Genomic DNA, 14,979 nt, shown 5'->3' with positions numbered 1-14,979 from the left:
CCACGCATGACCACGGACGTTTCCGCCCAGCCTCCCGCACAGCCGCCCGGCGATAGACCGCCTGGTGCGCAACCGCCTGGACCGCCCGGACCGCCGCCGGCGAAGCGTCGCCGCGTCGGCCGCGTGCTGCTGAAAACGTTCGCCTGGACGGTCGCGGTGCTGGTGTTGCTGCTTGCGCTGGCGCTCGGCCTGCTTTACGGCGCGATCACGACCGAGCGCGGCACCGCGTACGCATGGCAGGCGGCGGTCAGGCTGCTGGGCGGCAAGCTGAGTGGCACGCTCGAAGGCGGGGCGCTCGCGAACGGCGTGCGGCTGCGGGCAGTGCGCTGGCGCACGCTCGACGGCAGCGGCACCGACATCCAGATCGACCGGGCGGCCGGCCGCTGGGGACTCTCGCGCGAACCTTGGCGCTTCACGATCGACTATCTGCACATCGGTACGGTGGACGCGCGCATCGGCGCTTCGTCGCCGAGCAGCAGCGAGCCGCTGAAGCTGCCGCAAGACTTGCGCTTGCCGATGCAACTGGAGATCCGCGACGTCCAGGTGGACAAGCTGCTGTTGCGCCAGGGCACGTCGACCACCGAGTTTTCGCGCTTCGCTTTTCATGGACGCAGCGACGGGCGTCATCACGAGGCCGCGATCGAGCGGCTCGAAACGCCGTTCGGCCCGGTGACGGCCTCGGCGAAACTGGACGGCGTCAGGCCGTTTTCACTGACTGGCGACGTCGGCTATTCGGGGAAAGTCAACGACGAAGCGGTGCAGGTAGGCGGGCATCTGGGCGGCTCGCTGGAGAACCTGGTCGCGGAACTGGATGCGAGCGGCATGAAGCTCGCCGGGCACGCGCAGGTCGAGGCCACGCCGTTCGGCGACGTGCCTTTGAAACGCGCCACGGTTACTTTCAATCATGTCAATCCGCAGGCGTTCGCGCCGGGAGCGCCGCTCGCCGATCTGGCCGTGCGGGCGGAGTTGCAACCAGTGGGGCAGGAGGGGGGCGCGGGTGGGGCAGGCAGTGGCGTAGGCGTCACCAGCGCGGCCAGCGCTACTAACGCCACCAGCGCCAGCCACGCAGCGAGCGCCACCAGTGCAACGAGCGCGAACAACGCAGCCAGCGCCACTAGGGCCACCAAGACCACCAGCGCCAGTAACGCCACAAACGCCACAAACGCCACAAACGCCACCCCCGCCACTAACGCCACCAGCGCCACCAGCGCCACCCATGCGGCCAGCAACGCCAGTGCGACCACTCCAACCGGTCCCGCGCAACGCTCCACCGCAGAACATCCCGCAAGCGCCGACCACCGCGGCACCGCCGACAAAACCGGCACCGACAAAACGCCCACCGGCTTCGCCGTCGCTGGCCACATTTCGATCGTCAACGCCCGCCCCGGCGCAATCGATCAAAACCTCCTGCCGCTCATCGACGCCAACGCCGACGTCCGCCTCGACGCCCAGGCGCAGCGCGTCTCGAACCTCGCGGTACGGCTCGTGAAAAGCGCCACGCTCACGGGCGGCGGCGTGCTGACAGGCAAGCGCGGGCAGTTCGATCTGCAGGTCGCCGGTCTGGACCTGAACGCGCTCGAGGCCACGGTGCGGCCCACGCAGCTTTCCGGGCCAGTCGGCATCCGTCTCAACGACGACATCCAAAGCATCACGCTCGATCTGGCCGATCCGAAAGCGGCGCTGCGCGCGCAGGGCAAGCTCACCATGGACCCGGCGCGGATGAGCTTCAACGACGTGCGCATCACGTCGGGCAAAGGCCGCATCGATCTGTCCGGCGCGCTCAAGCACGACGCGAATTCCACCTATAACCTCAAGGCGCAACTGACCGATTTCGATCCGTTGACGCTGACGTCGCAGATGCCGTCGCGCACGCCGGTCAGCGGGCCGGCGGCGCCGCACAGCGCCGCCAAGAGCAAGCTGGCTGCGCAGGCCGCCGCGGAAGCGGGCAGCACGGCCGGCGCAAAAAGCGCGGCCCCGGCTGACAAAGCCGCCGCTGCCGTCCGAAACACCGGCAAGGCCGTCGTGAAAACGGAAGTGATCCAGCGCAAGACGCCCGCGCCGAAACGCGGCGCGGCGACAGCGCGCAAGATCGAGGCGAAAGTCAACGGCACGCTGTCCGCGACCGGCATGCTAGCGCCGGTCTTCACCACCAAGGCCGAATTCAAGCTGGGCCCGAGCGTCTACGATGGTCTGCCGCTCACCGGTAGCGGCACAGTGCAACTGGCGGGCTCGCGAATCTTGCCGAGCCGCGCAAACCTGTCAGTGGCGGGCAATCAGGTGGATCTGCAAGGCAGCTTCGGCGCGCGCGGCGACCGCTTGCGGTTTCGCATCGACGCACCCGCGCTCGAGCGCCTGGGCTTTGGCCTCGCCGGTCTCGTCGCCGCGGATGGCGACCTCACCGGTTCGTTCGCGCATCCGAATGTGGTGCTGAACTACAAGGCCGACAGCGTCGTGTTGAGCAGTAACCGCATCGGTCACGCGGAAGGTCACGCCGAGTTGCGCGACGGCGCGAACGGTGCGCTCGTCTTCACGACGGACGCGCGCAATGTGAGCGCGGGCGGCGTCGATCTAGCCACGCTCACAGCGCGTCTGACCGGCACGCGCGCCAGTCATTCGCTCGAAGCCGCGGCTACCGGCAAGCTGCAGGACCGTCCGCTGGATCTGACGCTCGCGGCCAACGGCAAGCTCACTGAAGCGCGCGACGGCACGCGTTGGGACGGCACGGTGACCCGTCTGCAAAACCGTGGCACGCCGGCACTGAATCTGGAGTCGCCGCTTGCCATAAGCGCCGGGCCTCGCCGTCTGACGCTCGGCGCGACGCGGCTCACGCTCGAAGGCGCGGTGCTGAGCCTGAAGTCGTTCGCTTTCGACCACGGCAGGGTTCAATCGGCGGGCAGCCTGACCGGCATTTCGGTCGCACGTCTACAGGATTTGCGGCGCGAGATCACCGGCACCCCGCCGGCTGTCAAGACCGATCTGATATTCGACGGCGACTGGGACTTCGCGCTCGGCACGACGGCGAGCGGCCACATCCAGTTGAAGCGCCGCAGCGGCGATGTCACGGTTGAAATCGGTCGCGGCCTCGCATCGCTGGGAGTTTCGGATATCGCCGCGCGCGCCGAGTTCAGCGGCGGCAATCGTCTCAACGCGACGGTGCATGCGCAGGCGAGCCGCATCGGCGTGGTCGACGCCGACGCGCACACCACGCTGGTGGCGCGCGACGGCTTCCTGACCGTCAACGAGGAAGGCGCGCTCACCGGCAATGTCAACGCGAACGTGCCGTCGCTGAAAACGACCGGCGGGCTATTCGGCCCGAGTTACCTGCTCGACGGCCATCTCGCGCTGAAGCTCGCGCTTGGCGGCACCGTCGCCAAGCCGAATCTGACGGGTTCGCTGCTCGGCGACAACCTCTCCGCGACGCTTGTCGATCAGGGCGTGCAGTTGAAGGACGGCGTCGTGCGCATCGCGCTGTCGCAGAATCTGGTGGACTTCCAGCAGGTCGAATTCCACGGCGCGAGCGGCACATTGCGCGCGACCGGCCGGGTGCGTCTGGACGGCGCGCAGCCCGATCTGACGGCGAGCATCGTCGCGGACAAGCTCGAATTGTTCGCCGCGCCAGACCGCAATTTGTCGCTGACGGGCAGCGCGAGCGTCGCGAATGCGGGCGCACAGGGCGGCATGGCGATCAACGGCAAATTCGTCGTCGATCACGCGTTGTTCGACATGCCGGAGAAATCGGCGCCTAAGCTCGGCGACGACGTGGTGGTCGTGCGGCCGGACGGCACCGTGGCCGGCGAGCGGCCGCGGCCCCTGCCAGGCAGCAACAAGCCGATCGGTCCGTTCGCGCCGCGCGCCAACATCGACATCGGCCTCGGCAACAGCTTCCGTTTCCGCGGGCAAGGCGCCGACCTCGGGCTGACCGGCACGATCACCGCGATGAGCGCGCCGAACCTGCCGCTGCGCGCGGTCGGCAACGTGCGGGTGACGCCGGGCTCGACCTACACCGCGTTCGGCCGCAAGCTCAATATCGAGAACGGCTTCTTCACGTTCAACGGGCCGGTGGCGAATCCGGGCATCAACATCCTGGCGATGCGCCGCAATCAGCAGGTCGAGGCGGGCGTGCAGGTCACGGGCACAGTTAACTTCCCGGTCGCGAAACTCGTGTCCGAGCCCAACGTGCCGGATAACGAAAAACTCTCCTGGCTGCTGTTCGGCCACGGCACCGATCAGGGCAACAACCTCGGCCAACAAAGCACGATGACGACGGCGCTCGCATTGCTCGGCAGCGCGAGCGGCAAGCGGATCGCGCAGACTTTCGGGCTCGACGAGTTTTCGATTGGCCGCAGCGAAGTCGGTCTGACCGATCCGCAGGTGGTGATGGTGTCGAAGGCGATCAACGAATGGCTCGTAATCGGCTATGAGCAAGGGCTGCAGTCAGCAAGCAACGCGATCAAGGCGACGGTCAACCTCACGCGCTACTGGTCGGTTGCGGCCTACGGCGGCACGTTCGAGGGAGTCGAGCTGCTTTATACACGGCGCTATGATCGGATCAAGTGGTGATGTGCTTGCGTCCCTTCTTGCCGCTCTGGCTGTCTTGAAGATCGCGTGCTCGGCCCATAAAAAAGAAGCAGGAAAAAAAAGCACGCCTTTTACAGCGTGCCGTCCTGCTTGTTGCGGCTGAAGTCTGGGTAAGCGCTGGCGCGTTACTTCACGCGCATGCCCGGCTTCGCGCCGCTGTCCGGCTCAAGCACATAGAGGCCCGGTTCGGCTTTCTCGTCCGCCGCCGATGCCGCCAGCACCATGCCTTCCGACAGGCCGAACTTCATCTTGCGCGGCGCGAGGTTTGCGACCATCACCGTCAGCTTGCCGATCAGCTGCTCCGGCTGATACGCCGATTTGATGCCTGAAAATACATTGCGCGTTTTCTCCTCGCCGACGTCGAGCGTGAGTTGCAGCAGCTTGTCCGAACCTTCCACCGCCTTGCAGTCGACAATCTTCGCCACGCGCAGATCGATCTTCGCGAAGTCGTCGATCGAAATGATTTCGGGCGCTTCGTCCTTGTCCGCGGCGACAGTCTTCGCCGCTTTGGACTTGGTCTTCGCGTCGGCGGCCGGGGCACCCGCTTCCGGCGTGGCTTGCAGCGAGTCGCGATTGGCTGCGAGCAACGCTTCGATCTGCTTCGGATCGACGCGCGTCATCAAATGCTTATACGCGTTGATCGGGCGGGTGGAACTTAGCGGCACGTTGGCGTCGGCCCACACGAGCGGCTCGATGCCGAGGAAGGCTTCGACCGCTTCCGCGAGCTTCGGCAGCACGGGCTTGAGCGCCAGCGACAGCAGGCGGAACGCCTCGATGCTGACGCTGCAGGTTTCGTGCAGCGCGACCGCGTTGGCCGGGTCCTTGGCCTGATCCCATGGCTTGGCGGTGTCGACGTATGCGTTGACCGCGTCGGCCAGGTCCATAGTCTGACGCAGCGCGCGGTTGTACTCGCGAGCCTCGTAGTTCGCGGCGATTTGCGGTACGGCGGCGCGCAGCGAGGCGAGCAGCGGATGCTGCATCGCGCTGTCCTGCACGCAGCCGTCGAAGCGCTTGATGAGGAAGCCGGCGGCGCGGCTCGCAATGTTCACGTATTTGCCGACCAGATCGCTGTTCACGCGTGCCTGGAAGTCGTCGAGGCTCAGGTCGAGGTCTTCCATCGTGCTGTTCAGCTTGGCGGCGAAGTAGTAGCGCAGCCATTCCGGATTCAGCCCCGTTTCGATCACGCTTTGCGCGGTGATGAAAGTGCCGCGCGACTTCGACATCTTCGCGCCGTCCACGGTCAAAAAGCCATGCGCGAACACGTTGGTCGGCGTGCGATGGCCGGAGAACTCGAGCATTGCCGGCCAGAACAGCGTGTGGAAATACAGAATGTCTTTGCCGATGAAGTGATACTGCTCGGCCTTCGATCCCTGGCGAACCCACGCGTCGAAGTCGAGCCCGCGCTTTTCCGCGAGGTTCTTGAAACTCGCGTAGTAGCCGACCGGCGCATCCAGCCACACGTAGAAATACTTGCCCGGCGCGCCAGGAATTTCGAAGCCGAAATAGGGCGCGTCTCGCGAAATATCCCAGTCGGCGAGCTTCGCTTCGCCGGCGTCGCCAAGCCACTCGCGCATCTTGTTGGTTGCTTCCGGCTGCGCGAGCCCGCCCACCCACGCGCGCAGGAAGTTTTCGCAGCGCGGATCGGAGAGGCGGAAGAAGTAATGCGTGGACGTCTTGCGAATCGGCGTGGCGCCCGACACCACCGAATACGGATTGACCAGTTCAGTAGGCAGATAAGTCGAGCCGCATACTTCGCAGCTGTCGCCGTATTGGTCTTTCGCGCCACATTTCGGACATTCGCCCTTGATAAAGCGGTCCGGCAGGAACATTTCCTTGACCGGGTCGTATGCCTGTTCGATGTCGCGCGCCTCGATCAGGCCCGCGTCCTTGAGCGCAAGATAGACGTTCTCGCTGAGAACGCGGTTCTCCTGGGAATCGGTCGAATAATAGTTGTCGAACGAGATGCCGAAGCTATCGAAATCGCGCTTGTGCTCCTGCCAGACGCGGTCGATCAGCTGCTTCGGCGTTACACCTTCCTTTTCCGCGCGCAGCATGACCGGCGTGCCGTGTGTGTCGTCGGCGCCCACGTAGTAGACCTCGTGCCCGTGCATTCGCAGCGTGCGGACCCAGATGTCCGTCTGAATATATTCGACCAGATGGCCAATATGGATTTGCCCGTTCGCATAGGGAAGGGCCGACGTGACGAGAATCTGGCGGCGGCCCGACGGCGCGCCTGCGGAGAGATCGGTTGCGGGTGCTGACATAAGGATGGTGGGAGCCTGCGGTGGGACGAAATGTCGATTCTAGCAGGGCGGCCACCCGCTGCGCGCGGGCTCGCGCCGGGCTGCGGCTTTGTCGTGGCGCACCGGACGGTGCGAAAAGCGAGCGCCCAAAAAAAACCGGGGCGATTAACCCCGGAGCAACAACGACAAGAGGAGAATGGTGACGCGGCGGCATTGCCAACCACGTACCGTAAAGAGAGACAGCGGATTTTCGGCAGAGTTCGAAATTTTTTCGTCCTCGTGCGAGATTTTCTTCGCTGCGCATTTCACGGCTTGATCCCGACCCGATGGCCGCAGGCGAAACGCTCGAATGGACGGCTCGCCGGAGGCCGGCGCGACTTTCGCCCGACCCCCAATTTCTTCTACGCTGCTGCTCTGCGATTACTGCGTGGCGTGCTGAGCCGTCGCGCGCAGATAGATTTCCACGCGGCGGTTAGCTGCACGACCGGCTTCGGTATTGTTGTCGGCGATCGGCTGGTTCTGACCCATGCCTTCTGCCGACAGACGCTGCGGCGCGACGCCGCGTTGCGCCAGGTAGCCCGTCACGCTTTGCGCGCGATTGACCGACAGCGTCTGGTTATAAGCCGGCTGGCCGGTGCTGTCCGTATGGCCGACCACCTGGGCGACCACTTCCGGATTCTGCTGCAACGTTTGCGTCAACTGATCCAGCACCGGCGCGAACGACGGCTTGATGGCGTAGCTGTTGGTGTCGAACGTGACCGAGCTCGGGATGTTGAGCTTGAGCGAGCCGTCCGGCTGCTCGGTGATCTGCGTGCCGGTACCCTTGGTAGCGCCCGACAGCTTGTTGTGAATGGCTTGCCAGTTGTAGCCGGTAATGCCGCCCACCGCGGCGCCGACCCCGGCGCCAATCGCTGCGCCCTTGCCGCCGCCGAAGATTGCGCCCAGTGCCGCGCCGGTGCCGGCGCCCACGCCCGTGCCCACGGCCGTGTTGGTGCCCTGTTGGCTAGCGCAGCCTGCCAGCACGGAGCCGGCAACGGCCAGAACAGCCAGGCGAGTCATGATTTTTGCATTCATTTTTGATTCCTCTCGAGTGAAGCGAATAACGCGAATAAGCGCGCAAATGAAGCGCGCGGGTGAAGCATTCCGCAGCGTTAAGCCTGGACGGCGAACGTCACGGCAGCAAAGCAGACTGCTCGACAATACGGGGAACCCCGGCGGAAAACCTAAGGCCGTTCTTCAGTCCCGGTCCGACAGTGAAGAAGGGTCTTCCGGCAGGGCTTGACGCGAGCCACTACAATAATGACTGGCGCACGCAGCGATGCGTCCCCGGCGGTCCGCCTGCCCGAAGGGTGCCCGGCACGACCGGTTTTCGCAATGCTGTCTAACAATTTCTTTCAAATTCTGGCGCGCGGCCGAGACTTCGATTCCGCCGCGCCGCAAGTGTTCCCTCGGAGTGCCAATGAGTATCGATCGGGCTTTGGTCGACGCTGCGCTCGCAGCCGTCACTGACCCCAACACTGGCCGGCCGTATGCCGCTGCCAGGAACATCAAAAACGTCGCCGTGGAGGGTGACACGGTTAGTGTCGCGGTGATACTCGGCTATCCGGCCATGCGTCAGTTCGATGCGATCCGCAAACAGTTCGCGGAGGCGCTGCAGACCGTGCCCAACGTGGCGCAGGCGCACATTCAGGTGTCGCAGGAAATCGCCGCGCATACCGTGCAGCGCGGCGTGAAACTCTTGCCGAACGTTAAAAACATCGTGGCGGTGGCGTCAGGAAAGGGCGGCGTCGGCAAGAGCACGACCGCTGTGAACCTCGCGCTCGCGCTGGCGAGCGAGGGCGCGTCGGTCGGCATACTCGACGCGGACATCTACGGACCGTCACTGCCCTTGATGCTCGGCATCGAAGGGCGCCCGGAATCGCCCGACGAGAAGACCATGAATCCGATGACCGGGCATGGCCTGCAGGCCAACTCCATCGGCTTTCTGATCGAGCAGGACAACCCGATGGTGTGGCGCGGTCCGATGGCCACCTCCGCGCTCGAGCAACTGCTGCGGCAGACCAATTGGCGCGATCTCGACTACCTGATCGTCGACATGCCGCCGGGCACCGGCGATATTCAATTGACGCTCTCGCAACGCGTGCCCGTGACCGGCGCCGTAATCGTCACGACGCCGCAGGACATTGCGCTGCTCGATGCCCGTAAGGGCCTGAAGATGTTCGAAAAAGTCGGCATTCCGATCCTTGGCATTGTCGAGAATATGGCCATGCATATCTGCTCGAACTGCGGCCATGAAGAGCATATCTTCGGCGCGGGCGGCGGCGAGCGGATGGGCAAGGAGTATGGCGTCGACGTGCTCGGCAGCCTGCCGCTCGACATCACGATCCGCGAGCAGGCCGACTCGGGCCGGCCGACCGTCGTGGCCGATCCGCAAGGGCGCATCGCGCAGATCTATCGGACGATCGCGCGCAAGGTGGCGGTGCATATCGCCGAACGCGCCCGCGACATGACGTCCAGGTTTCCCAGCATCGTCGTGCAGAACACCTGACGAGCCGTTCGGACGACGGGCCAGGCGGGGGCCGAGGCGTCTATTTGCGCCTTGTCTCGCGGTATCATGTCGACTTCACAAGTTCGGCTCGGCGGCCGCAGGGGCGGCCACCAGCCGGCAAGAGGATCGCATGGGAAAACGAATCGACGGGCAGGCGGTGCATGCGTTCATCGTGCTGGCTGCCAGCAGCGTGCTGTTATGCGGCTGCAGCGCATTCCTGAGACCACAGGAAAAGCGCGCCGACGCGCAGTTGCTGCCCACCGTGGGCAATCAGGCGCGCGGCCTCGTTACGTTCATCGAGCGCTCGGACGGCGTGCAGGTCACCTACAACCTCGCGGGCTTGCCGCCCAATAGCGATCACGCGCTGCAAGTCCACGAGCGCGGCGACTGCAACGCCACCGACGGCTCCAGCGCCGGCCAGCTGTTCTCGCCGGCCGCCGAGCGTCTGAAAGCGGGCGCGCGCGTCGAAGGCGATCTCGGCAACATTCACGCGGACGCAAACGGCGTGGCGACCGGCTTCATCGTCGCTCCGGACGTCTCGCTCGACGGCATCCGTTCGGTGTTGCAACGCGCGGTCCTGCTGCATCACGACGCGACAGATCCTTACGCTTATCCGCAGCATGGCGCTGGTGCCGCGCTAGCTTGCGGTGTGATCCGCCAATGAGCGATCGCCGCGGGGTTGCCGCGGGTTGCCAAGGGTTACCTCCCCGGCGGGCCGCATGTGCGGCAGCATCCTCGTGATCGCGTAAAATAAGCGCCTTTCGCCGCGGTGCCCGGCCAGCGCGTGTAGCTGGCGGCCCAGCTGATGCAGCCCGTTCCTGAGCGAGCCATTCAGGCCGATCCGGCGTCAGCGGGAAAGTAAGCCGCAAGGTGCCCGGCACACACCGGGTTGTTATCCGTCACACACCTGTTATTCACGTCGAGCAGCGTTCACCTATGACCATCAAATCCGACAAGTGGATCCGGCGCATGGCCGAGTCGCACAATATGATCGAGCCGTTTGCGCCCGATCAGGTTCGCGTCTCCGAAGACGGCCGGAAGATTGTCAGCTACGGCACATCGAGCTACGGCTACGACATCCGCTGCGCCGACGAATTCAAGATCTTCACGAACATCAACTCGACTATCGTTGACCCGAAGAATTTCGACGAGAAATCGTTTGTCGACTTCAAGGGCGACGTCTGCATCATTCCGCCGAATTCGTTCGCGCTGGCCCGCACGGTCGAGTATTTCCGCATTCCGCGCACGGTGCTGACCGTGTGTCTTGGTAAGTCCACGTACGCGCGTTGCGGCATCATTGTGAACGTCACGCCGTTCGAGCCGGAATGGGAAGGCCACGTCACGCTTGAATTCTCGAATACGACACCTTTGCCTGCGAAAATCTACGCGAACGAAGGCGTCGCCCAGGTGCTGTTTTTCGAAAGCGACGAAATTTGTGAGACGTCGTACGCGGATCGCGGCGGCAAATATCAAGGTCAGCACGGGGTTACGTTGCCGAAGACGTGACGTCGGCAGCGCATTGACCCACCAGGTACACAGGGTGACCGCTGCAATCTATCCAGTGCAGCGGTCGTTCTTTTTGGAGAATCGCCCATGAAGTTCCGTTTTCCCGTCGTCATCATCGACGAAGATTTCCGCTCCGAGAACATCTCCGGTTCCGGCATCCGGGCTTTGGCCGAAGCAATCGAGAAAGAAGGCGCGGAAGTGCTCGGGTTGACGAGCTACGGCGATCTGACTTCGTTCGCGCAGCAGTCGAGCCGCGCGTCGTGCTTCATCCTTTCAATCGACGACGACGAGCTGCTGCCGTACGTCGAGAACGTGGTTGTCGAAGGCGAGACGCCGGAACTGGCGGCGGCCATCGTCGCGCTGCGCGCGTTCGTGACCGAAGTGCGCCGCCGCAACGCGGACATTCCGATCTTTCTGTACGGCGAAACGCGTACGTCGCGCCACTTGCCGAACGACATCCTGCGCGAACTGCACGGCTTCATCCATATGTTCGAGGACACGCCGGAGTTCGTCGCGCGTCACATCATCCGCGAGACAAAGGTTTATCTGGATTCGCTCGCGCCGCCGTTTTTCAAGGAACTGGTGCAGTACGCCGAAGAAGGTTCGTACTCGTGGCACTGTCCTGGGCACTCGGGCGGCGTCGCGTTTCTGAAGAGTCCGCTCGGGCAAATGTTCCATCAGTTCTTCGGCGAGAACATGCTGCGCGCGGACGTCTGCAACGCCGTGGACGAACTTGGGCAACTGCTCGACCACACGGGTCCGGTCGCGGCTTCGGAGCGCAACGCCGCGCGCATTTTCAGCGCGGACCACGTCTTTTTCGTGACTAACGGCACGTCGACGTCGAACAAGATCGTCTGGCACGGCACGGTCGCACCCGGCGACATCGTCCTGGTGGACCGCAACTGCCACAAGTCGATCCTGCACGCGATCACGATGACCGGAGCAATTCCGGTGTTCCTCACGCCGACGCGCAACAACTTCGGCATCATCGGTCCGATTCCGCGTTCGGAGTTCGAGCCGGAAAACATCCGCAAGAAGATCGAGGCGAATCCGTTCGCACGCGAAGCGCTCGCCAAGAATCCCGATCTGAAGCCGCGCATTCTGACCATCACGCAAAGCACGTACGACGGCGTGATCTACAACGTCGAGATGATCAAGGAAATGTTGGGCGAATGGCTCGACACGCTTCACTTCGACGAAGCCTGGCTGCCGCACGCGGAATTCCACGAGTTCTATCAGGACATGCATGCGATCGGCGCGGGTCGTCCGCGCATCGGCGCGATGGTGTTCGCGACGCACTCCACGCATAAGCTCCTGGCCGGCATTTCGCAGGCCTCGCAGATCGTCGTGCAGGATTCGAAAAACAGCCGCTTCGACAAGCACCGCTTCAATGAGGCGTATCTGATGCATACGTCGACGAGCCCGCAATACGCGATCATCGCGTCGTGCGACGTGGCCGCGGCGATGATGGAAGCGCCCGGCGGCACGGCTTTGGTCGAAGAGTCGATTGCTGAAGCTCTGGATTTCCGCCGAGCGATGACCAAGGTCGATACCGAGTACGGCGACGACTGGTTCTTCAAGGTCTGGGGACCGGACCAGTTCGCGGAAGAAGGCATCGGTTCGCGCGAAGACTGGATGCTGCGCCCGAACGATTCGTGGCATGGCTTCGGCCCGCTCGCCGAAGGTTTCAACATGCTCGATCCGATCAAGGCGACCATCGTCACGCCGGGTCTGGACATGGACGGCGGGTTCGGCGAAACCGGCATTCCGGCCGCGATCGTGACGAAGTATCTGGCGGAGCACGGCATCATTGTCGAGAAGACCGGCCTGTACTCGTTCTTCATCATGTTCACGATCGGCATTACGAAGGGCCGCTGGAATTCGATGGTGACCGAACTCCAGCAGTTCAAGGACGACTACGACAACAACCAGCCGTTGTGGCGCGTGCTGCCGGATTTCGTCGCGCTGCATCCCACGTATGAGCGGGTCGGCCTGCGCGATCTGTGCCAGCAGATTCACAGCGTCTACCGCGCGAACGACATTGCGCGCCTGACGACCGAGATGTATCTGTCGAGCATGGAACCGGCGATGAAGCCGTCCGACGCGTTCGCGAAGCTCGCGCATCGCGAGATCGACCGCGTGCCTATCGACGAACTTGAAGGCCGCGTCACGTCGATTCTGCTCACGCCGTATCCCCCAGGCATCCCGTTGCTGATTCCGGGCGAGCGCTTTAACAAGACCATCGTCAACTATCTGCGGTTCGCGCGCGAGTTCAATGAGCGCTTCCCGGGTTTCCACACGGACATTCACGGGCTTGTCGGCGAGATGATCAACGGGCGCATCGAATATTTCGTCGATTGCGTGCGCGTCTGACAATGCGGCTGACGGCGTTCCTCGCGGACAACGGCGGCTGGCGGCGCGAGTTTCGCGCGCTTGTGTTTGCGCTCGTGTGTGGCCTCGCGCCGCTCACGGCGAGCGCGGAAGTTGCCGCCGCCGATCCGATCGACGCCGCCATGCGCACGTGTCTCGCCCGCAGCGATATGTCGTCGACGGCGGGGCAGGTGCAGTGCATGGACACCGCGCGCATCGGCTGGAATACCGCGTTGGATAACGCATGGCAACAGCTACAGCCGAAGTTGCCGTCGGCACGGCGTAGGCAGTGGCAAAAGAGCCAGGCGAGCTGGCAGGCCTCGCGCGATGCCGAGAAGCAGTTGTTCGCGGCGGTATTCGCCACCACGCGCGGCACGATGTACGTTCTCGCCGAAGCGGATATGCAATTGCAGCCGGTGCGCGACCGGGCGCTCGCGCTGCGTAGGGCGGTGGCCGAGGCGAGCGCCGGCGGCGATCCCGTGCGCGGTCCACGTACTTGCCGCGCGGACGCGCGCTGCGAACACGCGATGTTCGACATGAACCGCTATTACCGCCGTCTGCAAGCAAAAATGCCGGTGCGCTCCCGCCCCACGCTGACGCGCGCACAAAAGGCGTGGACAGCCTATCTGAATGCGACCACGCCGCTCGTCGACGAGCGCGGCCGCATCGACATCATCGGTGCACATGTGGTGACGCTCAAGCGTTTGTCGGAAACGGTCGGCAACGACTAGGCCCGTAAGCGGCAACGCACTGCGTCACGGGAGAATCAGGTCAGCGCGTAGCTTTCGGCTTGCGGATCGGGCAGCGTAAGCGCCGGTTCGCCGCGCAGATCGCGCAGCGCGTCTTCAATGATGATGGACATGGTGTTTAGCGCGAGGTCGTTATCGTCGGTGCCGAACGGCTCCTCGATTTGCGACGCGATTGCTTCGTGCGCCATGAACGTGTACCCGACAAACACCGCGAACACCGGCGTGAAAATGCCGATGCTGTCGACCAGTCCAAACGGCAGCGACGCGCAGAAGAAGTACACCGTGCGGTGGATCATGACCGAGTAGGCAAACGGCAGCGGCGTCGACGCAATCCGCTCGCATCCGCCGATCACATCCGACAACCCATTCAGATTCCGGTCGAAGGCGAGTACAGCCATCGGGTCGATTGCGCCTGCCTGCGCCTGACGCTGCACCCATTCGCCGAGATAGAGCATCAACATCGACGGTTTGTAGCGCGACGCCATCACGCGTTCGAACAGCGCGGGCGGCAGACGCGCGGCCAGGTCTTCGCGCGGATCGCTCCTGCGAAGCTGATGGCGCAGCGCGTGCGCGAGCGCGCCCAGCGCGGCGCAAAATTCGATTAGCTCTTGTTGGGGCAACGGCCTCGCTCGCAGCGTGAGCGCCTGCCGGGTGAGCGAACGCGAGTCGTTCAGCAGTTGCCCCCAGAGCTTGCGCGCTTCCCACCAGCGGTCATAGCTGGCGTTATTGCGAAAGCCGAGAAACACCGCGAGAGCGATGCCGATCAGCGAGAACGGCGCGGTCGTGTTGAGATTCAGCGAGATCGGCAGCAGATGATCATGCGCGGCGACCGCAATCACGGAGATTGCAAAAATGAGAAAGAGCCGTGGAAGCAACTGCGGAAGCACCGAGCCACGCCAGGCGAGCAGCATGCGAAACCAATGGAGATGCGGACGGATGATCATCGGTGTGCTTTGCCGTGAGCGATGGAGTTTCTATTATCGCT

9 protein-coding genes are annotated in these 14,979 nt (G+C 63.9%); 6 read left to right on the top strand and 3 right to left on the bottom strand.

Going from position 1 to position 14,979, the window contains the following annotated elements:
• The first annotated feature begins 6 nt into the window (after positions 1-6).
• On the top strand, positions 7-4,560 hold the full coding sequence (locus tag C0Z16_RS00670; protein ID WP_102630317.1) for a translocation/assembly module TamB domain-containing protein: 4,554 nt from the start codon (positions 7-9) through the stop codon (positions 4,558-4,560).
• 143 nt (positions 4,561-4,703) lie between these two features.
• Here C0Z16_RS00670 and metG read toward each other — a convergent pair whose 3' ends face one another.
• Both metG and C0Z16_RS00660 read right to left on the bottom strand, forming a co-directional pair.
• Positions 4,704-6,842 (bottom strand): methionine--tRNA ligase, encoded by a 2,139-nt coding sequence (gene metG, locus C0Z16_RS00665; protein ID WP_102630316.1) that lies wholly within the window; start codon positions 6,840-6,842, stop codon positions 4,704-4,706.
• Between the two features lie 399 nt (positions 6,843-7,241).
• Positions 7,242-7,895, bottom strand: coding sequence for an OmpA family protein (locus C0Z16_RS00660; protein ID WP_102630315.1), 654 nt, complete (start codon positions 7,893-7,895; stop codon positions 7,242-7,244).
• A gap of 385 nt (positions 7,896-8,280) precedes the next feature.
• Between C0Z16_RS00660 and apbC the strand changes: the two genes are divergently transcribed.
• From apbC to C0Z16_RS00635, 5 genes are all read left to right on the top strand, one after another.
• Complete coding sequence (gene apbC / locus C0Z16_RS00655; RefSeq protein WP_102630314.1) at positions 8,281-9,369, top strand: iron-sulfur cluster carrier protein ApbC; 1,089 nt, start codon at positions 8,281-8,283, stop codon at positions 9,367-9,369.
• A 130-nt stretch (positions 9,370-9,499) separates the two neighbouring features.
• Positions 9,500-10,033: a superoxide dismutase family protein gene (locus C0Z16_RS00650; RefSeq protein WP_102630313.1), complete on the top strand. Its 534-nt coding sequence runs from the start codon at positions 9,500-9,502 to the stop codon at positions 10,031-10,033.
• A gap of 272 nt (positions 10,034-10,305) precedes the next feature.
• Positions 10,306-10,875 carry a dCTP deaminase gene (dcd, locus tag C0Z16_RS00645; RefSeq protein ID WP_102630312.1) on the top strand — a complete coding sequence of 190 codons (570 nt, stop codon included), beginning with the start codon at positions 10,306-10,308 and terminating at the stop codon, positions 10,873-10,875.
• A gap of 87 nt (positions 10,876-10,962) precedes the next feature.
• The gene (locus tag C0Z16_RS00640) at positions 10,963-13,248 is read left to right on the top strand and encodes an arginine/lysine/ornithine decarboxylase (protein WP_102630311.1); all 2,286 of its coding nucleotides are present in this window, start codon (positions 10,963-10,965) and stop codon (positions 13,246-13,248) included.
• Positions 13,249-13,250: 2 nt separating this feature from the next.
• Positions 13,251-13,976, top strand: a complete 726-nt coding sequence (locus C0Z16_RS00635) for a lysozyme inhibitor LprI family protein (RefSeq protein WP_102630310.1) — start codon at positions 13,251-13,253, stop codon at positions 13,974-13,976.
• Positions 13,977-14,011: 35 nt separating this feature from the next.
• Here C0Z16_RS00635 and C0Z16_RS00630 read toward each other — a convergent pair whose 3' ends face one another.
• A complete protein-coding gene (locus tag C0Z16_RS00630) occupies positions 14,012-14,938 on the bottom strand; it encodes a bestrophin family protein (protein WP_102630309.1) in 927 nt (308 codons plus the stop codon).
• Positions 14,939-14,979 lie beyond the last annotated feature (41 nt).

Source organism: Paraburkholderia rhynchosiae (assembly GCF_002879865.1).
GTDB lineage: Bacteria > Pseudomonadota > Gammaproteobacteria > Burkholderiales > Burkholderiaceae > Paraburkholderia > Paraburkholderia rhynchosiae.
This window is presented reverse-complemented; position numbering and strand designations above follow the sequence as displayed.

What these genes read in the sequence shown, in the direction of transcription:
- metG (WP_102630316.1), bottom strand. Translation starts at nt 6,842, where the DNA reads ATGTCAGCACCCGCAACCGATCTCTCCGCAGGCGCGCCGTCGGGCCGC.
- dcd (WP_102630312.1), top strand. Translation starts at nt 10,306, where the DNA reads ATGACCATCAAATCCGACAAGTGGATCCGGCGCATGGCCGAGTCGCAC.
- apbC (WP_102630314.1), top strand. Translation starts at nt 8,281, where the DNA reads ATGAGTATCGATCGGGCTTTGGTCGACGCTGCGCTCGCAGCCGTCACT.
- C0Z16_RS00630 (WP_102630309.1), bottom strand. Translation starts at nt 14,938, where the DNA reads ATGATCATCCGTCCGCATCTCCATTGGTTTCGCATGCTGCTCGCCTGG.
- C0Z16_RS00640 (WP_102630311.1), top strand. Translation starts at nt 10,963, where the DNA reads ATGAAGTTCCGTTTTCCCGTCGTCATCATCGACGAAGATTTCCGCTCC.
- C0Z16_RS00650 (WP_102630313.1), top strand. Translation starts at nt 9,500, where the DNA reads ATGGGAAAACGAATCGACGGGCAGGCGGTGCATGCGTTCATCGTGCTG.
- C0Z16_RS00660 (WP_102630315.1), bottom strand. Translation starts at nt 7,895, where the DNA reads ATGAATGCAAAAATCATGACTCGCCTGGCTGTTCTGGCCGTTGCCGGC.
- C0Z16_RS00635 (WP_102630310.1), top strand. Translation starts at nt 13,251, where the DNA reads ATGCGGCTGACGGCGTTCCTCGCGGACAACGGCGGCTGGCGGCGCGAG.
- C0Z16_RS00670 (WP_102630317.1), top strand. Translation starts at nt 7, where the DNA reads ATGACCACGGACGTTTCCGCCCAGCCTCCCGCACAGCCGCCCGGCGAT.